This window comes from Mesorhizobium sp. M0862 (genome assembly GCF_040319795.1).
Classification (GTDB): domain Bacteria; phylum Pseudomonadota; class Alphaproteobacteria; order Rhizobiales; family Rhizobiaceae; genus Mesorhizobium.
The window spans coordinates 71,810-97,453 of sequence record NZ_JAMYOJ010000017.1 but is presented as its reverse complement, the minus strand read 5'-3'; the positions used below and the strand labels follow the sequence as shown (position 1 = coordinate 97,453).

Annotated in this window: 21 protein-coding genes and 1 tRNA gene; 9 read left to right on the top strand and 13 right to left on the bottom strand. The window is 60.4% G+C overall.

Annotated elements, in window-relative coordinates:
* Positions 1-170 precede the first annotated feature (170 nt).
* The 3 genes from NKI15_RS23420 to NKI15_RS23410 all read left to right on the top strand — a co-directional run bounded on the left by NKI15_RS23420 (position 171) and on the right by NKI15_RS23410 (position 2,883).
* Positions 171-1,028 (top strand): class I SAM-dependent methyltransferase, encoded by an 858-nt coding sequence (locus NKI15_RS23420; RefSeq protein ID WP_023709287.1) that lies wholly within the window; start codon positions 171-173, stop codon positions 1,026-1,028.
* A gap of 68 nt (positions 1,029-1,096) precedes the next feature.
* Positions 1,097-1,885: a sulfotransferase gene (locus NKI15_RS23415; protein WP_156932393.1), complete on the top strand. Its 789-nt coding sequence runs from the start codon at positions 1,097-1,099 to the stop codon at positions 1,883-1,885.
* A 263-nt stretch (positions 1,886-2,148) separates the two neighbouring features.
* Complete coding sequence (locus NKI15_RS23410; protein ID WP_050587696.1) at positions 2,149-2,883, top strand: class I SAM-dependent methyltransferase; 735 nt, start codon at positions 2,149-2,151, stop codon at positions 2,881-2,883.
* 86 nt (positions 2,884-2,969) lie between these two features.
* On the opposite strand, the gene NKI15_RS23405 is transcribed toward NKI15_RS23410, so the two are convergent.
* The 5 genes from NKI15_RS23405 to rfbA are packed head-to-tail and all read right to left on the bottom strand — an operon-like array spanning position 2,970 to position 11,714.
* Positions 2,970-8,207, bottom strand: coding sequence for a glycoside hydrolase family 99-like domain-containing protein (locus NKI15_RS23405; protein ID WP_352514499.1), 5,238 nt, complete (start codon positions 8,205-8,207; stop codon positions 2,970-2,972).
* Complete coding sequence (gene rfbD, locus NKI15_RS23400; protein ID WP_023705503.1) at positions 8,204-9,181, bottom strand: dTDP-4-dehydrorhamnose reductase; 978 nt, start codon at positions 9,179-9,181, stop codon at positions 8,204-8,206. Before rfbD ends, NKI15_RS23405 begins: the two co-directional genes overlap by 4 nt.
* Positions 9,178-10,254 (bottom strand): dTDP-glucose 4,6-dehydratase, encoded by a 1,077-nt coding sequence (rfbB, locus tag NKI15_RS23395; RefSeq protein WP_023705504.1) that lies wholly within the window; start codon positions 10,252-10,254, stop codon positions 9,178-9,180. Before rfbB ends, rfbD begins: the two co-directional genes overlap by 4 nt.
* A gap of 25 nt (positions 10,255-10,279) precedes the next feature.
* Positions 10,280-10,831 carry a dTDP-4-dehydrorhamnose 3,5-epimerase gene (rfbC, locus tag NKI15_RS23390; RefSeq protein WP_023705505.1) on the bottom strand — a complete coding sequence of 184 codons (552 nt, stop codon included), beginning with the start codon at positions 10,829-10,831 and terminating at the stop codon, positions 10,280-10,282.
* 1 nt (position 10,832) lies between these two features.
* Complete coding sequence (rfbA, locus tag NKI15_RS23385; RefSeq protein WP_023705506.1) at positions 10,833-11,714, bottom strand: glucose-1-phosphate thymidylyltransferase RfbA; 882 nt, start codon at positions 11,712-11,714, stop codon at positions 10,833-10,835.
* A gap of 588 nt (positions 11,715-12,302) precedes the next feature.
* Here rfbA and NKI15_RS23380 point away from each other — a divergent pair.
* Positions 12,303-13,451: an acyltransferase family protein gene (locus NKI15_RS23380; protein WP_023705507.1), complete on the top strand. Its 1,149-nt coding sequence runs from the start codon at positions 12,303-12,305 to the stop codon at positions 13,449-13,451.
* A gap of 135 nt (positions 13,452-13,586) precedes the next feature.
* On the opposite strand, the gene NKI15_RS23375 is transcribed toward NKI15_RS23380, so the two are convergent.
* Both NKI15_RS23375 and NKI15_RS23370 read right to left on the bottom strand, forming a co-directional pair.
* Positions 13,587-13,838: a hypothetical protein gene (locus NKI15_RS23375; protein WP_023705509.1), complete on the bottom strand. Its 252-nt coding sequence runs from the start codon at positions 13,836-13,838 to the stop codon at positions 13,587-13,589.
* A gap of 89 nt (positions 13,839-13,927) precedes the next feature.
* On the bottom strand, positions 13,928-14,521 hold the full coding sequence (locus NKI15_RS23370; RefSeq protein WP_023705510.1) for a biotin transporter BioY: 594 nt from the start codon (positions 14,519-14,521) through the stop codon (positions 13,928-13,930).
* A 117-nt stretch (positions 14,522-14,638) separates the two neighbouring features.
* Here NKI15_RS23370 and NKI15_RS23365 point away from each other — a divergent pair, with 117 nt between their 5' ends.
* Entirely contained in the window at positions 14,639-15,547 is a 909-nt protein-coding gene (locus NKI15_RS23365) for an MBL fold metallo-hydrolase (protein WP_023747530.1), read from the top strand.
* Between the two features lie 4 nt (positions 15,548-15,551).
* Here the strand turns inward: NKI15_RS23365 and NKI15_RS23360 are convergent, their stop codons facing one another.
* Positions 15,552-16,334 (bottom strand): DUF1499 domain-containing protein, encoded by a 783-nt coding sequence (locus NKI15_RS23360; RefSeq protein WP_023747531.1) that lies wholly within the window; start codon positions 16,332-16,334, stop codon positions 15,552-15,554.
* A 122-nt stretch (positions 16,335-16,456) separates the two neighbouring features.
* A complete protein-coding gene (locus NKI15_RS23355) occupies positions 16,457-18,085 on the bottom strand; it encodes a fatty-acid--CoA ligase (RefSeq protein WP_352514498.1) in 1,629 nt (542 codons plus the stop codon).
* 312 nt (positions 18,086-18,397) lie between these two features.
* On the opposite strand from NKI15_RS23355, the gene NKI15_RS23350 reads away from it, so the two are divergent.
* A complete protein-coding gene (locus NKI15_RS23350; protein WP_023743686.1) occupies positions 18,398-18,754 on the top strand; it encodes a hypothetical protein in 357 nt (118 codons plus the stop codon).
* A 159-nt stretch (positions 18,755-18,913) separates the two neighbouring features.
* A complete protein-coding gene (locus tag NKI15_RS23345; RefSeq protein ID WP_352514497.1) occupies positions 18,914-19,303 on the top strand; it encodes a DUF427 domain-containing protein in 390 nt (129 codons plus the stop codon).
* A 165-nt stretch (positions 19,304-19,468) separates the two neighbouring features.
* On the opposite strand, the gene NKI15_RS23340 is transcribed toward NKI15_RS23345, so the two are convergent.
* The 3 genes from NKI15_RS23340 to ppdK all read right to left on the bottom strand — a co-directional run bounded on the left by NKI15_RS23340 (position 19,469) and on the right by ppdK (position 24,246).
* On the bottom strand, positions 19,469-20,176 hold the full coding sequence (locus NKI15_RS23340) for a polysaccharide deacetylase family protein (protein ID WP_352514496.1): 708 nt from the start codon (positions 20,174-20,176) through the stop codon (positions 19,469-19,471).
* Positions 20,177-20,265: 89 nt separating this feature from the next.
* Positions 20,266-21,366, bottom strand: coding sequence for a glycosyltransferase family 9 protein (locus NKI15_RS23335; protein WP_352514495.1), 1,101 nt, complete (start codon positions 21,364-21,366; stop codon positions 20,266-20,268).
* A gap of 174 nt (positions 21,367-21,540) precedes the next feature.
* The gene (gene ppdK / locus NKI15_RS23330) at positions 21,541-24,246 is read right to left on the bottom strand and encodes a pyruvate, phosphate dikinase (RefSeq protein ID WP_352514494.1); all 2,706 of its coding nucleotides are present in this window, start codon (positions 24,244-24,246) and stop codon (positions 21,541-21,543) included.
* Positions 24,247-24,461: 215 nt separating this feature from the next.
* Here ppdK and NKI15_RS23325 point away from each other — a divergent pair, with 215 nt between their 5' ends.
* Positions 24,462-24,806 (top strand): VOC family protein, encoded by a 345-nt coding sequence (locus tag NKI15_RS23325; protein WP_023687172.1) that lies wholly within the window; start codon positions 24,462-24,464, stop codon positions 24,804-24,806.
* A 110-nt stretch (positions 24,807-24,916) separates the two neighbouring features.
* Positions 24,917-24,991: transfer RNA gene (locus tag NKI15_RS23320), tRNA-Gln, on the top strand.
* A gap of 117 nt (positions 24,992-25,108) precedes the next feature.
* On the opposite strand, the gene NKI15_RS23315 is transcribed toward NKI15_RS23320, so the two are convergent.
* Positions 25,109-25,417, bottom strand: a complete 309-nt coding sequence (locus NKI15_RS23315; RefSeq protein ID WP_023670691.1) for a hypothetical protein — start codon at positions 25,415-25,417, stop codon at positions 25,109-25,111.
* Positions 25,418-25,644: the final 227 nt, after the last annotated feature.

The window sequence follows — 25,644 nt, the reverse complement described above, 5'->3', positions numbered from 1 at the left end:
GACTAGTCCAGGTTTGACCCGTACGTCGCCAGCTCTTGAAACGGTGGATCGGGGACCCTTCGATTCAGTTTTCAGCGGTGATTCCTTTGGTCGTTGATTGGCTGACTGCAATTCGACGCGTGCTACACGGTCACGCAAACGGAGAGACCTCACGAACAGCGCGAGGCCGCATGTTTTCCACTGCCGTCCCACACTTGAATGCGGCGGAAAGCTCGGCGGCCAACGGATGCACGGTTGAAGAGGCACTCGTTTTTCTACGCCGAATGAGCCTGGACGACTTCGGCCTCTTTATGATTTCCTTGCCGAACAAGCACTATCCTGGTTTGTCGCGTCTCCTGCCAGCAATGGCCAGCGACGACGTGCAGAAGACTTGGACCGGAGCATCTGGTCTCGACCTGTATCGGCAGACAGCATCTTTTGCCCGTCAACTTGAAAACAACTACACTCGGCATGTGAAAAAGCCGCTGGCAGGGTCTGACATCCTCGATTTCGGATGTGGCTACGGGCGTATCTTGCGCATGATGTACTACTATAGCGACCCGTCGCACATATGGGGTGTTGACGCGTGGGATAAATCTCTGGACCTATGTCGAGAGGCGAGGATGCATGGCAAGTTCGCTCAATCGGAGCGGATGCCTTCTGGTCTACCCGTCAATGATCAACGATTCGATTTGATTTTCGCCTTCTCGGTCTTCACTCATCTCGCGCCGGCAACCGCCAAAACCTGCCTTGCGGCGCTTCGAAACCACATCAAGCCCGGCGGACTGCTCGTCGCCACCATTCGGCCCATCGAATTCTGGCCGTTCATCGATGGGATTCGAAAGACCTCCATCGCTGCGGAGATGGAGTCGAATCACCGCCTTAACGGATTTGCCTATCTTCCTCATGGTGGTGTCGAAGGCGAAACGTATGGTGACATCTCTTGCGAAATCGATTTTTTGAGGGGGAATGGCTGGACACTTGTAGGACATGACCGATCCATACTCGATCCATTCCAAGTGTCGGTGCTGATGCAGCCTTCCGGTTAGCGGCGGGCTAAGGTGACGATAAATCGCGGTTTATCAACCACCTGCACGAGAGAGAGATAGTGGATTAATTGTCTGCCGGACCGAGATTCTCCGGTAATCGCTTCTACTATGATTTGATCGGCTGCCATTCGCCGTGTGGGGACGATTTCGGCAATGGCGAGCGGTACTCGGTTCCGGTGCCGGCGCTAATGGCTCCTTATGAGGTGCTAATGAATTTTGATTTTCTCTTTATCGTGACCTATGGGCGATCAGGCTCAACTCTGCTTCAGGGGATAGTGAACACCATCCCGGGTGTGCTTATCAGAGGTGAAAATGCGGGCGCTCTTCACGGTCTTATCAAGTCCTGGGAGGCGGTGAAGATTGCGCAGGACCTGTTCTCAGCCGATAGCGAAAAGCCCACCAGTCCATGGTTTGGCGCCGCCGGCATGGATCTTGATCGATTCGGGCACGATCTTGCCGCCAGTTTCATTCGGAATATCTTGAAGCCGCCGCCAGATATTCGCGTCACAGGCTTCAAGGAAATTCGCTATCACTTGACTGCTGGTGAACTGGCGTTCGAGCTGGAATTCATGCGGCGCTTCTTTCCTCGCTGTGCCTTTCTTATCAACACGCGGGGTCTGGAGGCCACTATCGCCAGCAACAAAAAGGCAGGTCATGATGTTTCAAAGGAGGATTTGACTAAAGCCGATCAGTTGCTTCGCGACATAGCAGAATCGTCGACGCGAGACATTTTTCACGTCCATTATGATGACTACCGCTATGACCCTGATCGCCTTAGGCCACTATTTGACTTCCTTGGCGTTAACTTTGACCGCGTCACCCTGCAGAACGTTTTTGACACAAAGCACTCGAGCTAGGGGACGCCTTCTCAACGGCCTCGGCGGTCAAGGCCTCGACTGCACCGCACCCGCTGCGTTACCCCATTGATCTAGACTAGTCGATACGTGGGTAAACCGACCGCGTTTGGCCATATCAGTTCCAAACTTGGTCCACTATGGCTCCGGCGCGAAATTCGATGCATGGATTTGCCTTTCCGACCGACGCACGTGAAGGAAATGCGGCTGTAGGTTTGTGACGGCTACAGAGTTCGGCTAAGTTTGAGGCTGAGCGGAGGACATCAATGGCGATAGAGTTTCAGGCGACTTGCCCGATCTGCACCGAGCGGAAGACGTTCACATCCCCAGACGACTATTACAGCTGCCGAGACTCCCTTGTCGCCGTCAATTGCCCGCTGAACGATTGCGTGACGCGCGAGCGGGCCGCAGCTGATGTCGTATTCTCGCTCTTCCCAAGAGAAGCTTTCAAGACGCTCCGCGTGCACGAATCGGCGCCGGGAGGGCGCGGCCTTTCGCTATGGCTTTGGTACAATTCAAAGCAAAAGGTGTTTTCAGGCTATTATCCGAGCAAACCTTTCGGTTCGATGGTTGAGCACATCAGGAATGAGGACCTGGAGGCTCAAACCTTTCCTGACCGAACTTTCGACCTAGTCATCCATCTTGATGTAATGGAGCACCTATTCCACCCATTTGCCGCCCTCAGGGAGATTTTCCGAACTCTGGATTTCGGTGGCGTGTGCATTTTCACAACACCGACATACCCGGAATGGGCGGCCTCAGAACAAGTAGCCTTCCGATCGAAGGATGGCATCCGGATTGTGGGCGAACCCGAATACCATGGCAACCCGCAAGATCCGAGCGGATCATTGGTCACTTGGCGGTATGGCTACGATTTTCCCCTGCTGATCCAGCGACACACCGGATTCGACGTTGAAGTGCGGAGAATGCAGTCCAATAGCATTGCGGTCCTTGGCCCTATGACGGAGGTATACATACTGAGAAAGCCACGCACGTTCTAATCTAGAGGTGCGAACCTCGTCAGCGGCGATAAATTTCAGCTCTTCTGAGTGAGGTTTCAAAAATTCTATTTGGACATTCACGGTGTCTAGTCCGGCCGCTCCACGAGCGTAACGCAATCCAGTTCGTCCACGCCGCCCCAGTGAATGATATTGCTTTCGCGAACGACAAGCCCCGCACTTTTGGCGTAGGTCTCGAACAGTTTCCTGGTCATGTGGTTTCGCGCCAGTGGATTCCGACCGTAGTGCCGGTTCATTGGCGCTGGATAGTTAGAGTGGTGAAAAAGCCCCATTCCGCCGGGCCGCAGTATTCGTGCTGCATCCCTGAGATAGCTCTCAACGATATCCGGGCTGAAATGCACCATGGAGTCATAAGAATAGATAGCGGTCACACTTCCTTGTTCCACCGGCTCAAAGGTGGCCCCGTCCCCCTTGAGATATCGGACAAACGGATACGCCCGCAGCCTGTCTCGGCAGAAATCCAGGTTGGCCTCGTGAATGTCCATCAGCGTCAGGCGATCCGTCATCTGAGCAACTCGTTCGGCGTGCCGACCATGTCCGCACGACAATTCGAGAACTGACGTCAGGTCCAGTTTGTTGAAGAGACGACGAAAGTTCTTGTCCTCGTCCCAAAACAGATGGGTCCAGGGCTCGGCATCGTCATAGTATGGGCTTTCGACCCAAGCGGCGCCGACGATCGCCACTGACTCGCCGAGCTTTCTCTTCGATTCAGAATTGATCATATCGGCGCTGTTTGTTTCTTCGGCCTTGGCCCGAGTTTCCCCAGAAACCTGATGCCACTCGAACCGTGGCTTGTCGCCTGTCGCGAGGCCAAATTGCTCGTAGAGTCGTTGGGCATATGCGCTTGCTGATTCTTGCGCTGCCGCTCCCAGATGGAAGCGGGCAATCGTTTCGGATTGCACGCGCGCGATCTCTTGCAGATGGCTGGCGTTGAAACTCCCGATGGTCACGCTTGATTGATGCCGGCGATGCGCGTTGAGCGCGTGCGGATGGAACGCGATATCGCCCTTCTCCAGCAATCGCAGATACGCGACCCAGTCGCCGGCATTCCTGTAGGAAGCGATTTCATCAAGGTGCTGGCTGAGAGCCTCGCGCAGCGCCTCCCTTCGAAACAGAACGCCGCTGACGTTTGGAATGGTGTTCTTGAGGTAAAGTGCCTCGGCGATCTCCTGGCGGCCATCCACGACATAGGGTTTCGTCCAGCGAGACCGGTCAATATCGGCCACATAGTCGAGATAGTGTTCGGACAAGACGCGGCCGGCGCCGTCTATCTGGCGCGACTGGCAGTAGCTCATTACGACTTCGTCGCGCTCGAAGGCTGGCATAAGCTCGGCCAGAAAGCCGGGATCGGCGAGGTCGTCGGCTTCGGCGATCCAAACGTAATCGCCCCGCGCCATTTCGACCCCACGCATCCATTGACGGAAGACCGAGCCCGAATTCTGCGCATTCACGACCAACCTGCACGAAATGTCGCAATCGGCCAGAAATTGCTGGATGACCTCGACGCTTTCGTCCGTCGAAGCATCGTCAAGCACGATCAACTCATAGGGCCGCATCGTCTGATCGGTGATCGAGCTCAGGCGCGCACCCAGATATCGGGCGTAATTGTAGTTCGGCACGATGACCGACACCCGCGGCGATGGCCTTTCTGCGTAAATCAGCAAGTCGTGCAGGTAGTGGCTGAAGCTGAATTCCTGGCGGACAATATCACGGCCCACGCCTGCCAGATTTCGAGCATTGTCCGGATCATCGAGTAGACCGTTGATGGCCTTGGCCATGGCGTCAGTGTCGAATGCAGGCACAAGACTTCCGCAATCACGCTTCAGCAAGTCCTGGAAGCCGCCTGCGCCTTCGAAGGCAACGACCGGGACCGTGGCATCAAGCGCCTCAAGTACCACCGACGGGAACGGATCTTCACGCGAAGTCAGGGCGTAAATATCCGCCGCGAAATAATATTCCTGCGGGTTCTCTACCAAGCCCACAAAGACGAAGCGATCCTCGAGCCCTGCTTCCCTCACGCGTTGCATCTGTTTGGCGTGAAAGGCGCGATCGACGTGGCCGACCCAGACCGCAACCACATCCGGATTGGACCTCATCAGAGTGAGGCAAACGTCAACGAAAAGATCGAGGCCCTTCCGATGATCGGCGTAGCCCGCGCACAAGATGATGCTGGTGTTTGTCGATAGTTGCAATTTGGCGCGGACCGCCTCGCGGACCCGTTGACGGTCCCCTGCGTGGTACGGCATGCGCAAATAGAGGCCTTGCGGTCTGACGACTGACTGGCTGACCGGCCGGCCAACAAATTCTTCAAATCCGGCTTTCACGATCTCTGCTGGGAAAACGACTGTATCGGCGCCCTCGGCAATCGCCTCGGCGGCATCAGCAAGGCCGTAGGACTTTAATATCCCGGGCAGCTCGTGGACGAGGCACACCGTGCGGAACCCCGCCTGTTTCAGCAGCGGGACGAGCATGCCGGATACGGTGGTGTTCACGACCGCCACTTCCGCGCCTGCGTTCCTGATGGCGGTCAGGCGACACAACACATCGGCGGCATCTCCCTCTGGCACATTGATCCTATGCACTGTCGCTGTGTCGGCGAAACGGCCGAGCAGCGGCCCATCACCCAGCACGACGAGATCCGGCGCGAAACCAAGCTGTGTGAACCCCTTGGCCAAATTGAGCGCCAGCAATTGTGCGCCATGCGGATGGGCGTCGTGGGAAACGATTGCGATCCGGGGTTTGCATTTCCCGCTCGCCGCCTCCAGAGCGTCGCGGGTCGCTTGCAGGTAGGCGTAGCCGTTTACGGTATCGGGCTCCAGATGAGCGCCTTCCGCCCATTCGTTCCAGGCGTTGACGAAGACCAGCCGCTCGGATGGCTCCTTGACATGGGCCAGCGTGTCCTCGATGGCGTTGCCCAGCCACCCTCGGTAGAGCGCGGGGGTGTTGTTGATGAACACGGTGCCGCCGCGCTTGCGGCGCGCCGTGTTGTCCCAGCCGGGACAAACCGAGCGGAAGAGCTTGTATTTGCGGGGTGGATAGTTCTCGCTGCGCTGCGGAAAAACAGACCAGTCATAGACAGTGGTGGCAAAATCGTCGTGCAGCGGCGCAACGGTGTGCGTGACATTTGGCGGCGCCGAATTGTTTGGCGGAAATTCCACAGCGGCATCGAACCCGTAACGGTCAGGAGACACGGCTTCGAAGGACTGGGTGTAAGCGAGGAAAATCTCGCCTATGCCGTTCTCCCGGCACCATGTCCGCCAGCGTTGCGCCGTCTCGGCTGCCGCCGGAAGCAGGCTTGGGCGATAGACAAGCAGAAGCGGCTTGCCGTCGATCCGGATGTAACGAGGGTCGCGAAGATAAGGCGCGACCTCGGCGATGAAAGCGAGATCATCCTGGGGAGAGTGATCCTGGGCGATCAGGATCTCTTGGTCCAGCCCGTCCCAGCGGCGCGACCAGTTTTCGTTGGCCCAGCAAAGGCAGAACGGCATGTCGAGGCTCTTGTCCCCGAGCCAGTTTTCGAGCGGCTTTTCCAACAGCCTCTTGCCGCCGAACCAATAAAAATAGAAGCAGAAGCCTTCCACGCCATAGAGCTTTGCCAGGTTGATCTGGCGGTACTGCACGGCGGTGTCGCGCAGATCATAGTAGCCGAGGGCATCCGGTTCATGCGGCTGGTGGTGGCCGAAAAATTGCGGTTGGGCGGGCCTGACATTGGTCCATTCGGTGAAGCCTTGCCCCCACCATTCATCGTTTTCGGGCGTCGGGTGGAACTGCGGCAGGTAGAACGCAATGACGCGCACCGGCTTTTGGTGCAGCGGCGGAGCTTCGAGACGCGGCACGTAGACGGGTTCGGGTGCAACGGCCGGGCCAGAACTGGCCGGCCGGTACAAGGCCGTCCCGACGTAGCCCATCGGTGCGTCGGGCGCCTCCAGGCTTCGCCAGGCGCGATAGGCATTCGTAACGCCAAACAGCGAAGGAAAGGTCGAAAACACCGCGCTTTTCAACTTCCGTTTAACGTCGACAGACAGCGGCAGTTTGTGCCAGCAAATGTACGCGCCGCGAGCCAAGACGCGGCGAGCGGTCATAGGTGCCTTGCCGATCGCGCGGACGCGGCTCGCAATTCCGCGCAATGGCCTGGTCAGTCGCCATGAGGTGCTGGCGTAGACTGCATCGAGAACACCGTGCAACCGGACTTCCTCGAAGCGAGCATTGTCGCGATCGGCAAGGAGCGTGCTGGCGGCCGCATGCGCCGTCGACAGTTCCGCTTGCAAGGCGTTGATCTCTTCTAACCTTTCAGCGAGCTGGGCTCTTGCGCCTGCGATCTCGTCGGAGCGGCTCTCGATCTCTCTGCGCGCCTTGGCGACCTCCTCGAGGAGCGCCTGCATTTGCGCTTCGCGATGGTCGCCCAGTTCCCGTTTGCTCGTGATCTCCTCTTCCATCGTCATCGACCGCAACGACCAGGGATTTCCAGCCTGGCTGGCAGCGTTCAGCGCCGTGCCATCAAGACGAAGGATGCTCTGTTCAACCGCCGCGACCTCTCCTGCTACGTAGCGGCGCCCGAGGACGTTCTCCTGGGACGGCCGTTTGGTTACGATACAAAGAGAGTTCAGGAACTCTACGGAATGAATCGACGCAAGCGAAGGATCATCGAATACGACCCCGTACCGATTCGCGAATGCCGCGAGTGCATCCGTTCGACTATGGTCCAGTCCCCAGTGCTCGTGATTGATCAAATCAAGCAATCGCTTGAAGAACGACATCGAGGAAAGCGGATCATAGAGGCCACCTTCGAAGTCCTGCCAGTAGCTGGTATGCAGATCTTCGACAACGAATATCCCACCATCTGAAAGATGAGGAAAATAGCCTGTGAATGTCCGTATGACGTCGGAAGATCTGTGCGAACCGTCGTCTATGATGATGTCGAAAGCCTCGGATCGATCGACAATACTGCGCTTAACGTCTTCGGCGTTAGCATCACCTATGACAACGTCGATTTTCCCGTCGTCGAAACGCAGGAGTCCGCAGTTCTGGTTGATATCACAGCCCAGAATAATTTCCGCTTTTGTAAAATACTTTCCCCATATCTCAAGCGAGCCGCCGTTCTGGATTCCAATTTCGAGGATCCGAACCGGTTTGTTTCGATATCTCGAAAAAAATCGATCATACTCACTCAAGTAAATCGACCACTTGTCAGACACCTTGCCGTCATGTTTGTCGTAGAGTCGGCGAAGTGACCGGCCGCGGATATTCGTCGGCTCCGTATCCGCTTTCGGATCGCTGCCTTTCCGCGAAGTTGCTGGCTCATTCATCGTTGGAGGCTGTCCTTGATTGGCGCCAAATCGCTTCGAGGCGGTCCGGCAACAGGTCCATGGCGATGCCCCTCGATCGCGCTCGTTGTCTCCCCCGCCAAAAGGCGGCCGACCAAGGCATTTGTGGATAATTGCCACTCCGGCGCCGTCCATCCGAACGTGGCTGCGAATTTCGCGCTCGAAAGCCGCGAATTGGCGGGGCGCCCCGCCTTGGTAGGATAGTCGCTGGTCGCGATGTCGCGCACCTGCGCACGCGGGCCACCCAACGCCCGGCTTGTGTCCAGGATGTGGCGGGCAAAGCCACTCCAGTTAGTCTCGCCGGTTCCCGCCAGATGGTAGATGCCGAAGGACGCAAAGCCTGTGTGGCCACGCAGGATCGCTGCTGCACGGAGGATAGCGTCGGCGATATCGAGCGCGGAAGTCGGGTTTCCCCACTGGTCGCCCACCACCGCGATCTCGTCACGGTCGCTAGCCAGCCTGAGCATGGTCTTGACGAAATTCTTGCCGAACGGGCTGTAAACCCAACCGGTGCGCAGTATCACGTGGCGCGGGCTGGCTGCAGCCACCGCCTGTTCGCCCGCAAGCTTGGACGCGCCGTAGACGCCGAGCGGCGCGGTCGCGTCCGCCTCATCATAAGCACCGGTCTTGGTGCCGTCGAAGACATAGTCGGTCGAAAGATGAATGACCGGGACACCAAGCCGCGCTGCCGCTTCGGCCACCTTGCCGGCGCCCGCGGCGTTCACCGCAAAAGCCAGTTCGGGCTCGTCCTCGGCCTGGTCCACCACGGTGTAAGCGGCGGCCGAGACTATGACATCGGGCCTCGCCGCCGCAAGCGCCTCGAACACCGTGTCGGGCCGCGCCAGATCGAGCTGCGGCCGTCCCACGGCGACCACCTCCACGCCCGCCAGCCCTTGCCCCGCCTCCAGCAAACTGGTGGCGACCTGGCCCTCGCGTCCGGTGACGACAAGCCTCACGCCGCGCCCTTCCTGTCTTGGACCTGGCCCAGCCGCTCGCCGGCATAGCGCTGTTCGCGGATCGGGCCCCACCACCATTTGTTGTCGAGGAACCAGTCGACCGTCCTTGCCAGGCCGCTGTCGAAACTCTCGGCAGGCGTCCAGCCGAGGTCACGGCTGATTTTGGATGCGTCGATCGCGTAGCGGCGGTCGTGGCCGGGGCGGTCGGTGACGAAATTGATCAGATCACGATGGCTTTTGCCGCCTTTTCGAGGCCGCCTGATGTCAAGCAGGTCGCAGATCGTCTCGACGACGCTCAAATTCGTCCGCTCCGAATTGCCGCCGACATTGTAGCTTTCGCCCGGCATTCCCTTGGTCGCGACAAGCTCCAGCGCGCGCGCATGGTCCTCGACGAACAGCCAGTCGCGCACATTGGCGCCGGCGCCGTAGACCGGCAGCGGCTTTTCGTCGAGCGCGTTGAGGATGACCAGCGGGATCAGCTTTTCGGGGAAGTGATAGGGCCCGTAATTGTTCGAGCAATTGGAGAGCACGACTGGCAGGCCGTAGGTCTCGTGCCAGGCCCGCACCAGATGGTCCGACGCCGCCTTGGAGGCAGAATAGGGCGAGGACGGCGCGTAAGGCGTTTCCTCGACGAACATGCCGCCGTCGAAAGGCAGATCGCCGAACACCTCGTCGGTCGACACATGGTGGAAGCGGAAGCGGGCTTTCCTGTCGTCGCCAAGGCCACGCCAATATTCGAGCGCCGAATTCAGCACCCGGTAGGCGCCGACGATGTTGGTCTCGATGAAGGCGCCCGGTCCGTCGATCGAGCGGTCGACATGGCTTTCGGCGGCGAGGTTCATGACGACGTCGATCTCGTCGCGGTGGAGGATGTCGAGAACCGCCCGCTCGTCACAGATGTCGGCCTGCGCAAATTTGTAGTTGTGCGCATTCTCGATGGTGCGCAGCGAGGCCAGATTGCCGGCATAGGTGAGCTTGTCGAGATTGGTCACATGGTAGGCCGGATTGGCGCACAAATGCCGGCACACGGCCGAGCCGATGAAGCCGGCACCGCCTGTCACCAGAAAATTCATGGCGCTCTCCTCACATCGTCGCGCGTCATGCGAACACCTCGGCCTCAGCAAGCGCCGACGCCTTGAGGTCCTTGGCCGAGAGCTCGAAGGCGCCGGCCGGCGACGGCCAATCGATGCCGATATCAGGATCGTCGAAACGGATCGATCGATCATGCGCCGGCGAATAGGTGTCGGTGACCTTATACAGAACCTCGGTGTCCGGCACGAGCGTGACGAAACCGTGCGCGAAACCCTTCGGCACCAGGATCTGGTTGCCTCTCTCGGCCGATATTTCGAGCGCGACCCATTTTCCGAAGGTTTTCGAGCTGCGGCGGATGTCGACCGCCACGTCGAGAATCTTGCCTCGGATCACACGCAGCAACTTGTCCTGCGCGCGTGGAGGCAGTTGATAGTGAAGCCCCCGCACGACACCTGCCGCCGCCGAATAGGAGTGATTGTCCTGGACGAAACGCAGGTCGATGCCGGCTTCAAAAAAGCGCTCGGCATTCCAGGTCTCGATGAAATAGCCGCGCGCATCGCCGTGCCGCTTCGGCACGATCTCGAGCACGCCATCAAGACCAAGCTGCCTGAAGTCCACTCTAGTTCTCCGTCAGCTCGGTGACACGCCGGCGCAGATAGGCGGCGTATTCGTTCTTGCCCAGGCGCGTGGCGCGCTCAAGCACCTTGTCGGCGGTCAGCCAGCCCTGCTCGAAAGCGATTTCTTCAGGACAGGCAACCTTGATGCCCTGGCGGTGCTCGATGGTGCGCACGAAGGACGAGGCCTCATGCAGGCTGTCATGCGTGCCGGTGTCGAGCCAGGCATAGCCGCGGCCAAGCTGATGCACGTGCAATTTCCCGCGCTCGAGATAGACGTTGTTGACCGCCGTGATCTCGAGCTCGCCGCGCGCCGAGGGCTTGATCGTCGAAGCGATGTCGACGACATCGTTGTCGTAGAAATAGAGCCCGGTGACCGCCCAGTTGGACTTCGGCTTCTCCGGCTTTTCCTCGATCGTCAAAGCGGTGCCGGTGAGCTTGTCGAACGACACCACGCCATAGCGCTGCGGATCCTCGACATGGTAGGCGAACACCGACGCGCCGCTTTCGCGCTGCGCGGCAGCGCGGCAGAGCTGCAACAGGCCCTCGCCGAAATAGATGTTGTCGCCGAGGATCATCGACACATTGTCCTTGCCGATGAAGTCGCGGCCGATGATGAAGGCCTCGGCAAGCCCGTTGGGCCGCGGCTGTTCGGCATATGAGAGCTCAAGGCCGAACTCCGAGCCGTCGCCAAGCAATTCCCGGAAAGTGGGTAAGTCACGTGGAGTTGAGATGATCAAAATCTGTCTGATACCCGCGAGCATCAGCACACTCAGCGGATAATAGATCATAGGCTTGTCGTATATCGGCAGGATTTGCTTAGAGACCGCTAATGTTAGCGGATAGAGACGGGTGCCGCTGCCTCCTGCAAGGATAATTCCTTTCAACAAGCTCTCCTTGAAAACCGAGGCCCCCGCCCTGACAACAAGTTGCCCGTGCTTAGGTTTCAAGCAATGGCTTGTCAATCTTCCGGCTCGGGCAGCGTCTAGGATCATCCCCGTTCGTCCGAATCGGTCAATCGCGAAACAGATTTGCTACGCCCTCATCAAAAGATAGCGGGCTAGGTGCCTTCCGTTCAATCACATTCCGGTCGCAGTACGTGACCCTCGAAAACCCGGAACCAGAACTCGTAGTCATCTTGTTGGCGACTGTCACAGCGCGCGGTAGAGAAGGTCGCGGCGAGCACAGCACTGTTCTGCTCAAGTGTTGTCGAACTGACGAGGGCGCTTGCCTTGCCATGAATGGTCGAAGGGATTGGTCTGTCTCGTTTCTGCTGACGATGTTCGTGCGTGAATGTCCGACGTGGGGTTTAAAGATGACCGGACCTCTAAACAGCGCGAGTTGCGAGTGAAGCGCGCCGCGCGTGCTGGCGGACGCGCTTGCACGAAACAGTGCATAGGAGTTGTCTCTCGATTGCTGTTGCCCACAAAGGATGCGAAAAACTTCTGAAAAGACGGAAGCTCTCGGGAGGAGTTGTGCCGAAAGTATTTCTATCTATTCAAGGGCTGCGCGGGATCGCGGCACTGCTCGTCGTCGTGCATCACTACTACGGCGTCTATGGTTCAATCCACAAACTGGTCGGCGGCGATCTCCCCTGGCTTTTCTCCTACGGAAATGTGGGAGTCTTTGGCGCCGTTGGCGTGCCCATATTCTTTGTGGTTTCCGGCTTTGTCATAGGCTTACAGCGGTTCGAGATTGGCGCTGCCGGTGTCTATGATTTCATGGCCAAACGGGTATCCCGAATCCTCCCGCTCTATTGGGTGATGACCCTCGCCTATGTTTGTTGGGCCTCCCAAGTGTGGACATGGCCGCAATTGGGCCGCTCACTACTGTTCCTCGAGAGGCCTATCACAGGCCAGCTACCTGCGCTGGGGGTCGGCTGGACTCTTGAATACGAAATGTTCTTTTACATAGCATTCGCGGTCGTGGTGGTTTCCGGCATAGTTGGCACCAGGGTAAGGGGCGCGGCCATTCTGATCTCTGTCTTCGTGCTGATGGTTTACGTGAACTTATCGACCGATGCGGCGGTCCTTGGCTTTTCCGGATCTCCGGTTATCTTGGAGTTCTGTGGCGGCTTAATCATCGCATCGACCATCCAGAACTGCGCCGTGACGCGGCTATGGCTGGCGTATCTCGTTTTTGCCCTGGCGATACTAATCCTTTCGACGACAGCCTTCGTCGGTGAGTCGCGAAACGTCATTTTTTCCATGTGGGGAGCCGGGGCCTTCTTCCTCGTGTTTGGGCTTGCCGCCGCAGAGGTCGAAGGTCGGGTCTTCATGCGAGGGCGACCATTTCAGATGCTGGGTGCAGCTAGCTACGCGATCTACCTTGCGCATCTTGTCGTGCAGGGGAGCTTTTTCAAATGGCCGATTTGGTACTGGCGTTGGTACGAGGTGATAGAGCCCCACCTTGGGCTTTTGTTGATGCTCTCGTTTGCGACCGCCTGGGGGCTGGCTATCCACTATGGCTTCGAAGTCTGGGCCAACGCCTGGTTTAGGCGCTGGCTGCTGCAATGGTCGCCATCGCGTCTTCAGCTCAATCATCTTCAAATTGCCGATGGCGATGGTCTGCGTATCCCCCTTTCGCTCAGGAACCGAACCGAAACGCTGTTCCCGTGGCGCTGAGTGCGCCTAGTTCCGCACGATCCAATCCAGCAAATCTGGATCGATCGTCTCTGCGCCGGTGAAGTCGCTGACCATCTGCGCCGCAATTCCGGCCATGCGAGACGGGTTCCCTTGCTTGGACGCGACATACCTCTCTCATGCGCTCGATCGCGGCCAAGGCGTATATTCCTTGTTGGCGATCATTTCTGTGGTAAGGCGACCCTGATCGCGCTCCTTTCGGAACCCTTTGACGCCCATCGTTCCATCCGGAAAAGCGAGGTTGGCAGCAGTATCCAGTCGCAAGGGGGCGTCGATGTCGTAGTCGGAAAACTCTGGCGCGATATCTCTCTCGCGGCTGATGATGACCTCGCCATAAAGTCTGATTTCAGTGAAATCTTGATCTTGCATAGGCGACCGGACGCTGTTGCCGCAAAAAGCCGTACCCCCGGTTTTACACTCTTTTATTCACGTAAAGTTCGGTGGAAAAAGCCTCCGTTTCAGGGCTGCTTGGGCAGCAGCGACCATACCGCCGGCACCAGGCTGGCGGCGAGCGCAACCTTGATCAAATCCCCGAGGACGAACGGCAAAACGCCGAACTGCCACGCCTTTTCCACGCCGATGAGGGTGGCCAGCCAGGCAAAGCCCATGGCCATCATGACGATTTCGGCGACCAGCATGGCGTTGAACAACTTGATCGGGTGGCGGTCCCAGCCGCGGTCGGCGGCCCAGCCGACAATGGCCGCCATGACGACGAAGCCGGCGAGATAACCGCCGGTGCCGCCGATCATGTAGGCGATGCCGATGCCCTTTTCAGGCGTGCTTTGGAAGACCGGGAAGCCCATGGCGCCTTCGGCCATGTAGAGAAGCAGGGTAGCGACGCCAAGCCGCAGGCCAAATGCGGTGGCGATCAGCAGGACGGCCAGCGTCTGCATCGAGATGTCGACCGGCCCGAGCACGACTTTCGTCTTGGCCGACAGGGTCAAAAGCAGCGTTCCGGCGATCGCCAGCAAAAGCTGGGTTGCCAGGCGCTGCGCGCCCTCCTGGGGCAAAGCGAGAGAAACAAGCGGGCGCATCGTCGTTGCAAGTGCCATGGTCTTCCCCAATCCGGATTGCCGCAGATCGCGGCCTTGCGTTTTTCTATATTGGCTTCCGTGTTATGCGGCAATCAGTTTTGCCGTCTTCCTGAACAGAGATTCAACGACACCGCCATGGCGCTCAAATTCGACACCAGCTTCGATCCGGCCTATGGCGAGGGCGTCACCGTTGCGCCGGACGTCTTGCGCGTCACCGCCAAAAACCCCAGCCCGTTCACCTTTCACGGCACCAACAGCTACATCGTCGGGCGCGATACGCTGGCGGTGATCGATCCCGGCCCCGATGACGAGGCGCATTTCCAGACGCTGCTCAAGGTGATCGCAAACCGGCCGGTCAGCCATATCTTCGTCAGCCACACGCATCGCGACCATTCTCCGCTGGCCGCCCGGCTGAAAGCGCACACCGGCGCTATTGTACTGGCCGAAGGCCCGCACCGCCCGGCAAGGCCGCTGCGGATCGGCGAGATCAACCCGCTCGACGCCAGCGCCGACACGGTTTTCGTCCCGGAGATCGCGCTGCCCGACAATGCGCTGGTCGAGGGCGATGACTGGACGATCCGGACGGTGCTGACGCCGGGCCACACCGCCAATCACGCGGCATTTGCGCTCGAAGGCACCGGCATCCTGTTTTCAGCCGACCATGTGATGGCGTGGGCGACATCGATCGTGGCGCCGCCGGACGGAGGGATGGCCGACTACATGGCCTCGCTCGACAGGCTGATCGCGCGCGGCGATCGCCTGCTGCTGCCCGGCCATGGCGGCCCGGTGACCGCGCCGCGCAGCTTCATGCGCGGCCTCAAGACCCATCGCAAGATGCGCGAACGGGCGATCCTCGAGCGGATCCGCGACAGCGACCGGACGATCCCGGACATGGTCAAGGCTATCTACCGGGACACCGACCCACGCCTGCATGGCGCCGCCGGCCTGTCGGTGCTTGCCCATCTCGAAGACCTGGTGGCGCGCGGCCTGGTTGCTACCCAGGGTGACCCGGCCATCGACGGCGTTTTTGTGCCAGTGGGGTAGAGAACTATTCAGCCGGCGCGGCACCCACCTGCCCCGCGACCTCCCGGTCGAGCTCGGCCAGAAACTCCACAATCCGCGCGGCGTTGTCGCCGAGGTCGTAGCGGCCGTAGCGGGAGGCTGAGCGCATGTCGACGACGATCGTGTCGCCGTCATTGCTGACCCGGATGGCGACGTCGGCGGGCAGGCCGACCACGAAGCTCCGGGCAACGGCCGATATCGTCACCTCGTCCTGACCGTCCGTCACCGGATATGGCGCAGTAAGTTGCCAATCGCGGCGGTCGAGCACGGTTTCAACGGCGTCGACGACGGTTTCGAAAGGCAGATTGTAGCTATGCCCGGTGACCAGCGGATAGGCGTCGGCCTGCAGGCGCGCTTCGCCCGGCGTTGGCAGCGCGAGCACGTTCATGTCCTTGGTGCGGTCGCTGGTGTCGAGCACTGGCGGATTGTCGAGGTCCGTCGTGATGTCCCTCAGGGGCGGCGTGGTCGCCGCCAAATAGGTGGCAAAGCCGTAGGGCGTCAGCACCAGCAGCGCCAGCAGGGCGCCGACCGAGAGGTCGCGGCCGCCACGGTCACCGAAATGCCACAGCCGGGACAAAGCGAGGCCGGCAAACAGCAAAGCGAACGCGGCAAGCAAGGCGACGATCGCCAGCACCCACAGGAAGGCCGGCGTTTCGACCAGTTCGAAATGATGGCCGGCCAGCACGGTGAGCAGCAGGACCAGGGCAAAAGCGCCCGTGCGCCGCGACCAGCCGGCCGCCTTCGATGTCTGCCGCTCGTCAATTTCCATTGTCTTCAGCACCGCCCCAACCCGCACAGACGCTTAGAGCAAAGGATGCTCAAATTGAACATCCCCTGCCCTAACGTTTTTGCCGCCGGTAGCTTGAAGGTCAAGGAAACGCACGGTCCCGGTCAATCCGTCGGCAGGCGGTAGTCGCTGAACTGCTTGCGCAAGGTGATCTTCTGGATCTTGCCGGTGGCGGTGTGCGGGATTTCACTGACGAAAGCGACGTCGTCGGGCATCCACCATTTCGGCACCTTGCCGTCCATGAACGCCAGTATATCGGCCTTGCTCGGCTCCTTGCCGGGCTTGGCGACCACGACCAGCAAGGGCCGCTCGCCCCATTTCGAATGATGGACGCCGATCGCCGCGGCCTCGGCGACATCGGGATGGCCGACGGCGAGGTTCTCCAGGTCGATGGTCGATATCCACTCGCCGCCCGACTTAATGACGTCCTTGGCGCGATCGGTGATCTGCATGTAGCCGCCGGACTCGATATGGGCGACATCGCCAGTGTCGAACCAGCCGTCCTTGTCGAACTGCTCGGCGCCGACGCCGCCATAATAGGCGCTGGCGACGGCTGGACCGCGCACCTTCAGCCGGCCGAAGGTCTTGCCGTCCCAAGGCAGTTCCTTGTCGTCGTCATCCGTCACCTTCATCTCGACCCCGAAGGGCGGGTAGCCCTGCTTGCCCTGGATATCGAGCCGGTCCTCGCCCTCGAGCGCTTGATACTGCGGCTTCATGGTGCACAGCGTGCCGAGCGGTGACATTTCGGTCATGCCCCAGGCATGGATGACTTCGACACCGTAATTGTCCTGGAATTTCCTGGTGATGGCGCGCGGGCAGGACGAGCCGCCGATGACGACTTTGCTGAGATAGGGAAGCTTCTTGCCGGTCTCTTCCAGATGCTGCAGCAGCATCATCCAGACGGTCGGCACGGCGGCGCTGAAGGTCACCTTCTCGGTGTCGAGCAGCTCGTAGATCGAGGCGCCGTCCATCTTGCAACCGGGCATGACCAGCTTGGCGCCGATCATCGGCGCGCTCTGGCCAAGGCCCCAGGCATTGGCATGGAACATTGGCACGACGGGGAGGATCGTGTCCCGCGCGGAGAGGCCCATGGCGTCGGGCATGGCAGCAATCATGGCATGCAGCACATTCGAGCGGTGGCTGTAGAGCACGCCTTTGGGATCGCCCGTCGTGCCGGAGGTGTAGCACATGCCGGCTGCGGTGTTTTCGCCGAAAACCTTCCAGGCGAAGTCGCCATCGGCCTCGTTCAACCAGTCCTCATAGGCAACCACATTCGGCAGCGTCGTTTCAGGCAGATGCGCCTTGTCGGTCAGGACGATCACCTTTTTCAGCGATTTGACGGCGCCGGCGATCTTTTCCAGCAGCGGCATGAAGGTCAGGTCGACGAAGATCCCTCTATCCTGCGCATTGTTCATGATCCAGACGATCTGCTCGGGGAACAAACGCGGGTTAAGCGTATGGTAGATGGCGCCGATGCCCATGATGCCGTACCAGGCCTCTATGTGGCGCGCCGTGTTCCAGGCCAGGGTCGCGATGCGGTCGCCGAGCACAAAGCCATCGCGCTCCAACCGTTGAGCGACCTTGAGCGCGCGGCGATGAACTTCAGCATAGGTGGTGCGAACGACAGGACCTTCGATCGAGCGCGAGACGATCTCGCGCGTCCCGTGCTGCCGCTCGGCATTGTCGATCAGCTTGTGGCAGAGCAGCGGCCATTCCTGCATCAGTCCGAGCATCTGGTTCCTCCCATTGCTTCCTCGTTTTTCCCGTCTTTTGTTCCATTGTGGGACGAACGGACGGATTGTCCAGCCATGACGTCTCCAACCGTTAACGGCTGAAGCAAGCAGTGATCGAAAGGCGGGGAAAACCGCCACAATCCGGCCATCGTCGACGTTAAGGTTCGTTAACGGGGTAGGGGTGCGGATTGGCGACTGAAAGAGGTTCGCATGGACACGCAGCTCGACGACAAGCAGATCGACGACAGGCAGATCGACGACAGGCAGATCGACGACAGGCAGCTGGCTGACAGCGGGGCCCAAGACGTGCAGTTGGACGATATTCAACTCGACGAAGAGCTTGAAGACACGCTTGCCGCAAGTCTGGCCGATCTCGTGCCGGAGGCCAAAAAGGTCTCCGAAGACGAATTCGTCGAGGTGGTCGGCGGCGCCCTTGAAGCGGTCGGCGGCACGCTGCTGTTCAAAATGTGCGTCCAGAACGAAGGCGAAGGCCAGCATGTCGCCGCCGCATCGATCGGCGATGGCGGCAATCGCCAGTTCCTGCTGCTCACCTTGCCGACAGGCGGCGGCCCACTGAAGGTCGAGACGACGTCAAGAAGCACCAACCCGGTAGCCGGTATTGCCGCGGCCTATGCCGGCCTCATGGACGTGTTCAAGACCGCAGCCTAGCATTCCACGCGGGATCGTTTTTAGTGATCGGAAGGCCAGCTCTGGCCTACTGGCGAAGGCTTGCGCAACGAGTTCTCCAGACACATTTTAGGGACATGGGAAGCAACCCCGCACTCTCTCAATCGGACTGTGCTCCCAATCGAACAAGGAGAACCCCGCATGGACCAGATCGCCAACCCCGCCCCCGGCTTTCAGAGCAATCCCGGCAAGGTCATCACCGTCGAACCCTATCGCGGCACCGTGGTCGTGCGTGCCGGCGATACGGTGATCGCCTCATCGACGCGAGCGAAGCTTCTGTCCGAACCGCCCTACCCCCAGGCATTCTACATCCCCTTCGAAGACATCGATTTCACCCAGCTCGGCAAAACCACCCTGTCGACCCACTGCCCCTACAAGGGCGACGCCAGCTACTGGAGCGTGCTGCGGGCCGGCGAGACCGGCAAGGACGCAATGTGGGGCTATGAGCAGCCCTTCGACGAAATGGCTGAGATTCGCGACCACGGCGCCTTCTATCCCAACAGGGTGACGATCGAAGCAGCACCGGCCTGAGCAAGCGACTCAAGCCGCCGTTGCTCGCTTCGTCATCCCAGGGTCTTCGCGACGGAGCTTCGCTCCTGTTTTCATCCCGGGATGACGAGTTTAGAGGCCTCGGCTAGTCTCAAACGTCGGCGACGTTAGTCCAAAGGCGATGAAACCGCCTGCCGCCGCCTAATCCTAATCAGTCGTCCCGTCGTTGCCGACACCGTCCGCGTCATCCAGCCGCACGAACGTCAGCCCCTTGGCCTTCAGCGCGAGCAGACCTTGCACGACGCCCTCACCGGCGGCGTGGGTCGGCTGGTTGATGTGGGCGATGATGACATCGCCATCCTTGGCGGCGGCGATGCGCCGGGCAGTTTCTTTTGCGCCGAGCAACGAGCCGCCATCGCCGTTGATCGAAAAGCCGGCGACCTTGAAGCCAAGCTTGCGGATCATGGCGATAGCCGACGGGCTGTATTCGGCGGTCGCGCCGCGAAACCATTTCGGCGCCGGCTCGCCGGTGCCAGCGAGAGCGGCAGCGCCCGATTCGACTTCGGCCCGCACCGCTTCCGGGCTGCCGGCGCTGCGGATGCCATAGATCTTACGCGGCGTGTCGACGGCCGGGATGTGATGGCCGCCATGGTTTTCCAGTTCGAACAGGTCCGGATGCGCGCGCATGATCTCGACGACGGCGGCGTTGCGCTTCAGCCAGATACCGGTGACGAAGATCGTCGCCGGAATCCGGTTCTCCACCAGCGCCGACACACTATCCTCAGCCTTCAGATGCAGCGTCGGCTCGACAAGCGGCGCGGCCTGGGCCGAGGACACGGCCAGGATAGATAGCGCCAAGGCGCAAAACAGCTTTTGCAAGGGATGCCTGTCTTGTCTGAGAATGGGCGCTGTCATAGCCGCATCCCACGACCCGCAACAAGGCGGAAATCGGGATAGTGGCCGTGAGAAAGCTGATATCCCGACAATCTGACCGCCGCGCACCGTCAGACGGCGTGTTCCAGTTCCACATGCGTGCGTGACAGGACTTCGCGCACAGCCGCAACGACCGGTTCGACCTCGAGGCGCCAGACACAGCAGGCCTTGCTGGGATCGAGCGGATTGCACAGGCTGCCCGCCACGCAATTGCACGGCATGGATGGCTGCAAGGCGAGGCTGGGCACGCCGACCGGTCCCCAGACGGCCGGGCTGGTCAGGCCGAACAGGCCGACAACCGGCGTTCCGGCCGCTGCCGCCATGTGCATGGGGCCGCTCTCATTGCCGACAAACAGCCGCGCCTGCTGCAACACCGCCAGCAGCGTTTCCAGCGACAGCGTGCCGACGAGGTTGACGATCGACGCGGCACTGGCGAGGATCTGCTCGGCCGGCTTGCGCTCGTCAGGGCCTCCGACGAGTACGAAATCCAGTCCGGTTTCGCGCGAAATCGTGTCGATCACGGCGGCAAAGCGTTCATGCTGCCAGCGCCGGCCGTGAAAACTGGCGCCGGCATGCACCGCGACAAAGCCGTTTGGCCGCAAATGGTGTTTGTCCAGCAATGCCTGGGCCCTCGCCGTCTCCATCGGCAATGGCCGAATCGACGGCACCCGCACGCGCAGGCCGACGCCGAGCGGCTCGAGCGGCGAAAGGTAGCGGTAGAGATAGTGACGTTCGCCAAAACCGAACGGCTCGGCAAAGACATTGGCGGGCTGGCGCTCATGCCAGCGCAGCGGCCTTTCCGGAGGATTGTAGCCGATGCGGGTCCTGGCGTTGAGGAACCTGACGATGAGCCGCGATGTCTTTGAATCGGTAAGGTCGATGGTCAGGTCGAAACGGAATTGGCGCAGCTTGCTGATCATAGAATAGAGCTCGCGCCCACGCTCCAGCGGGGTGCCGCGCATGGCGGCGCGGCGGAAGGTCACGACTTCCGAGGCGATGCCGTGGGCGGTGACGAAACTGGCGAGGCGCGCCTCGCAGAGAAAGACGATCCTGACACCGGGATATTCGAGCTGCAGGTTCTTGGCGAGCGTGGAGGACAGAACAATATCGCCGATGAACTTGGTCTGGATAATCAGGATCGAGCGGAAGGGTCTGGGCGAAATCTGTAACATCTTTTTCTCGGCACCGGGCGGGTTGGGGGGCCGTGAAATTGGGCAGAAACGATGTCGGGATTGCGTGTTGGGCCGCGCACATCGGCGTGAATTTGCTTACAAAATCGTAAGCTTAGCGCCAAACGGCCACGCAGGGGTGGCCGTTTCATTGATACCGAAAGGACTATTTCGAAATCAGGATGCCGCGGCGCTCTTTTTGGGGCGCGGCACTGCTGTTTTGGCAATCTGCACCGCGGCTTGGGCTGCGGCCAATCTTGCGATCGGCACGCGGTAGGGAGAGCACGAGACATAGTCGAGGCCGACCTCTTCGCAGAAGCGGATCGAGGCCGGATCGCCGCCATGTTCGCCGCATATGCCGAGCTTGATGTCGGGCCGCGTCGCCCTGCCCTTCTCGGCAGCCATGCGCACCAGTTCGCCGACGCCCTCGATGTCGAGCGAGACGAACGGGTCCTGCTCGATGATGCCTTTCTGCCGATAGGTCTCGAGGAAGGACGCCGCATCGTCGCGCGAGATGCCGAAAGTGGTCTGGGTGAGATCGTTGGTGCCGAAGGAGAAGAACTCGGCCGTAGCGGCGATGACGTGGGCGCGGATCGCCGCGCGCGGAAGCTCGATCATCGTGCCGGTGAGATAGTCGATCTTGACGCCGGTCTCGTCCATGACAGCCTTGGCGACCGCATCGATGCGCGCCTTGACGTAGTCGAGCTCCTTCACCAGGCCGACCAGCGGCACCATGATCTCGGGAACGACCAGCGCGCCGGCTTTCTTGCCGGCCTCGACGGCTGCCTCGAAAATGGCGCGCGCCTGCATCTCGGCAATCTCGGGATAGGAGACGGCGAGACGGCAGCCGCGATGGCCGAGCATCGGGTTGAACTCGTGCAAGGCTTCGGTGCGCTGCCTGAGCTTGTCGGGCGAGACGTTCATGGCGGCGGCGACCTCCGCCACCTCCGCTTCCGTCTTGGGCAGGAATTCGTGCAGCGGCGGATCGAGCAGCCGGATCGTCACCGGCAGGCCGGCCATGATCTCGAACAGTTCGAGGAAATCCGAGCGCTGCATCGGCAACAGCTTGGCAAGCGCGGTGCGGCGGTCCTTCTCGGTATCGGCCAGGATCATCTCGCGCATGGCGACGATACGCTCGCCGTCGAAGAACATGTGCTCGGTGCGGCAGAGGCCGATGCCTTCGGCGCCGAAGGAGCGCGCCATGCGCGCATCGAGCGGCGTCTCGGCATTGGTGCGCACCTTCATGCGGCGCACCGCATCGGCCCATTCCATGATGGCGGCGAAATCGCCCGACAGTTCCGGCTGCAGCATCGACACGGCGCCCTTCAGCACCTGGCCGTTGCTGCCATCGATGGTGATGATGTCGCCCTTGCGGAAGGTCTGGCCCATCGACATCAGCGTGCCGGCCTTGTAGTCGACACGCAGCGAGCCGGCGCCCGAAACGCAAGGCTTGCCCATGCCGCGCGCGACCACGGCGGCGTGGCTGGTCATGCCGCCGCGCGTGGTCAGGATGCCTTCCGAAGCATGCATCCCATGAATGTCTTCGGGGCTGGTTTCGATGCGCACCAGGATTGCCTTGCGACCTTGCGTCTTCAGATCCTCGGCATCGCCCGAGGAGAAAACAATCTCGCCGGTCGCCGCGCCCGGAGAAGCCGGCAGGCCGACGCCGATGACATCGCGCGCGGCCTTGGGGTCGATGGTCGGATGCAACAGCTGATCGAGCGAGGCCGGATCGATGCGGGCGACCGCCTCCTCCGTCGTGATCAGCTTGTCGCGCGCCATCTCGACGGCGATCTTCAGCGCCGCCTTGGCGGTGCGTTTGCCGGAACGCGTCTGCAGCATCCACAATTTGCCGCGCTCGATGGTGAATTCGAGGTCCTGCATATCGCGGTAGTGCTGTTCCAGGCGGTCGGAGATGTCGACGAAGGAGCGAAACGCGTCCGGCATCAGTTTCTGCAGCGACGGCTTGTCCGAGCCGGCGGCAATGCGCGCCGCCTCGGTGATGTTCTGCGGCGTGCGGATGCCGGCTACGACATCCTCGCCCTGCGCGTTCACCAGGAACTCGCCATAGAGCATCTTTTCGCCGGTCGAGGGATTGCGGGTGAAGGCGACGCCAGTGGCTGACGTCTCGCCCATGTTACCGAACACCATGGCCTGGACATTGACCGCCGTGCCCCAGCTTTCCGGGATGTCGTGCAGGCGCCGGTAGGTGATGGCGCGGTTGTTCATCCAGCTGGAAAACACCGCGCCGATCGCCCCCCACAGCTGCTCGTGCGGGTCCTGTGGAAACGGCCTGTCGAGCTCCTCCTCGACCTTGGCCTTGTAGAGGGCGATGACGCTCTGCCATTCCTGCGCTGTCAGTTCGGTGTCGAGCTCGTGGCCGAGGCTCGCCTTCTGGTCCTCCAGGATTTCCTCGAACACTTCGTGGTCGAGACCCATGACGACATCGGAATACATCTGGATGAAGCGGCGGTAGCTGTCATAGGCAAAGCGGGCATCGCCGGAATCGGCTGCCAGCGCCTCGACCGTCTCGTCATTGAGGCCGAGATTGAGCACGGTGTCCATCATGCCCGGCATCGAGGCCCTGGCCCCGGAGCGGACCGAGACCAGAAGCAGCTTCGACGGATCGCCGAAACGGCGCCCGGTCAGTTGCCCGATATGGTCCAGCGCCTTGACGACGTCGGCCTTCAACGCGGCCGGATAGCTGTTGCCGTTGGCATAATAGGCGTTGCAGACTTCGGTGGTGAGGGTGAAGCCCGGCGGCACCGGCAGGCCAAGACTGCACATCTCGGCCAGATTGGCGCCCTTGCCGCCGAGAAGGTTGCGGTCGCCCGCACGTCCCTCCGCGGCGCCATCGCCGAAGGTGTAGACCCATTTGGTCATGCTCGCCCTCCAAGTCCTCGGAAGATAGAACACCGGGGCCAAGACCCGGTTCCCCCGCGTTCCGACCCGAGCGTTATTATGCTGCAGTGCGAAAGGCAAGGTGTGGCAGCGAAGCCCGGCGACTACAATCGATTAAGCAAAAGCTGCGTCGAAAAGACTTGCCGGATCGCTGCCCAGGATATAGAACATATAGGGAACAAGTTGGGAGCAGCGTGATGAAACTCAACGGAAAACTCGACTATCTCGAACTGCCCGCGACGGGCGCAACGCTGGACAGCGTCAAGGCTTTCTACAGCGCCGCCTTCTCGTGGTCGTTCACCGATTACGGGCCGACCTATTCAGCCTTCGGCGAAGGGCTCGATGGCGGCTTCCAGGCCGATGCAGGCGAGGCTCCGGCGAAACCATTGCCGGTGCTCTATTCGCAGGATCTGGAAGCAACCCTCGACGTTGTCGAAAGCGCCGGCGGCACGATCGTCAAGCCGATATTCTCGTTCCCGGGCGGCAGGCGGTTCCATTTCACCGATCCCGCTGGCAACGAGTTGGCGGTCTGGGGCGAATAGCGCGTCCCCGCGCCAAGCGGTGGATCAGTTTTGCACAGTGGCCAACTCGGCATTGAGCTTTCGTGCCGCTCGTCCTATAAGGCCGCGCGCAGCGGGCAAAGCTCGTTTGCTGGGGCGTCGCCAAGTGGTAAGGCATCGGTTTTTGGTACCGACATTCCCAGGTTCGAATCCTGGCGCCCCAGCCAAATCACATGCCTTTGGAATCAATGATTTACCGACCTTGTCGATGGCTGCCGTCAGGAGCTATCTGACTCCCACGCGACCCCGACTCCGTTGACAGAGCCGGGGCCGTGCGGAGAGGATCAGTAATCGTTGTCGTCCTGGATGACGACGGGATGATGCCGATGATGTCGATAATAGCGATGATGGCTGCGCTCGATCGAGCCGGTCACGATGACCGTATCCCGGCGATGATGTCTGCGGCCGTGGTCGTAGAAGGCAACCGTGCCGTGTCTGCGGTGATGAAGGCGTTGACCCTGGTCATTGATGACCTTTACGCTCCTGTGATGATGTCGATGGTGGGTCGTGATGACCACGTCAGCTTCGGCTGCCGGAGCTATCGTCGGCATGGCAATGAACAGCGCCAAGGCGCTCACGATCATTGTTTTCATTGTAATATCTCCATCTGCTAATTATCCCTTCGCGGGGATAACCGCGTCCCATCCCTTTGGTTCCGAGTAGCGTCGTTGGTCCACGGGCGCGATCAGTGACGGCTGCTCCCGCGCAACACGGCGTGTGAAGGAAGGAATTGCAACAACAGCTCTTGTTGGCAAATTCTGGTGAGCACGCTCTTTCAAGCCGACCACCAAGGTTACGCAACTCGACAAAGCAGCGCTGC

Bases quoted from the DNA above. Each gene is read 5' to 3' on its own strand.
- NKI15_RS23360 (WP_023747531.1), bottom strand. From the start codon at position 16,334: ATGGAAATTGACGAGCGGCAGACATCGAAGGCGGCCGGCTGGTCGCGG.
- NKI15_RS23340 (WP_352514496.1), bottom strand. From the start codon at position 20,176: ATGACAGCGCCCATTCTCAGACAAGACAGGCATCCCTTGCAAAAGCTG.
- NKI15_RS23345 (WP_352514497.1), top strand. From the start codon at position 18,914: ATGGACCAGATCGCCAACCCCGCCCCCGGCTTTCAGAGCAATCCCGGC.
- NKI15_RS23420 (WP_023709287.1), top strand. From the start codon at position 171: ATGTTTTCCACTGCCGTCCCACACTTGAATGCGGCGGAAAGCTCGGCG.
- NKI15_RS23335 (WP_352514495.1), bottom strand. From the start codon at position 21,366: ATGTTACAGATTTCGCCCAGACCCTTCCGCTCGATCCTGATTATCCAG.
- NKI15_RS23370 (WP_023705510.1), bottom strand. From the start codon at position 14,521: ATGGCACTTGCAACGACGATGCGCCCGCTTGTTTCTCTCGCTTTGCCC.
- NKI15_RS23410 (WP_050587696.1), top strand. From the start codon at position 2,149: ATGGCGATAGAGTTTCAGGCGACTTGCCCGATCTGCACCGAGCGGAAG.
- NKI15_RS23325 (WP_023687172.1), top strand. From the start codon at position 24,462: ATGAAACTCAACGGAAAACTCGACTATCTCGAACTGCCCGCGACGGGC.
- NKI15_RS23375 (WP_023705509.1), bottom strand. From the start codon at position 13,838: ATGCAAGATCAAGATTTCACTGAAATCAGACTTTATGGCGAGGTCATC.
- NKI15_RS23355 (WP_352514498.1), bottom strand. From the start codon at position 18,085: ATGCTCGGACTGATGCAGGAATGGCCGCTGCTCTGCCACAAGCTGATC.
- ppdK (WP_352514494.1), bottom strand. From the start codon at position 24,246: ATGACCAAATGGGTCTACACCTTCGGCGATGGCGCCGCGGAGGGACGT.
- NKI15_RS23365 (WP_023747530.1), top strand. From the start codon at position 14,639: ATGGCGCTCAAATTCGACACCAGCTTCGATCCGGCCTATGGCGAGGGC.
- NKI15_RS23315 (WP_023670691.1), bottom strand. From the start codon at position 25,417: ATGAAAACAATGATCGTGAGCGCCTTGGCGCTGTTCATTGCCATGCCG.
- rfbB (WP_023705504.1), bottom strand. From the start codon at position 10,254: ATGAATTTTCTGGTGACAGGCGGTGCCGGCTTCATCGGCTCGGCCGTG.
- NKI15_RS23405 (WP_352514499.1), bottom strand. From the start codon at position 8,207: ATGAATGAGCCAGCAACTTCGCGGAAAGGCAGCGATCCGAAAGCGGAT.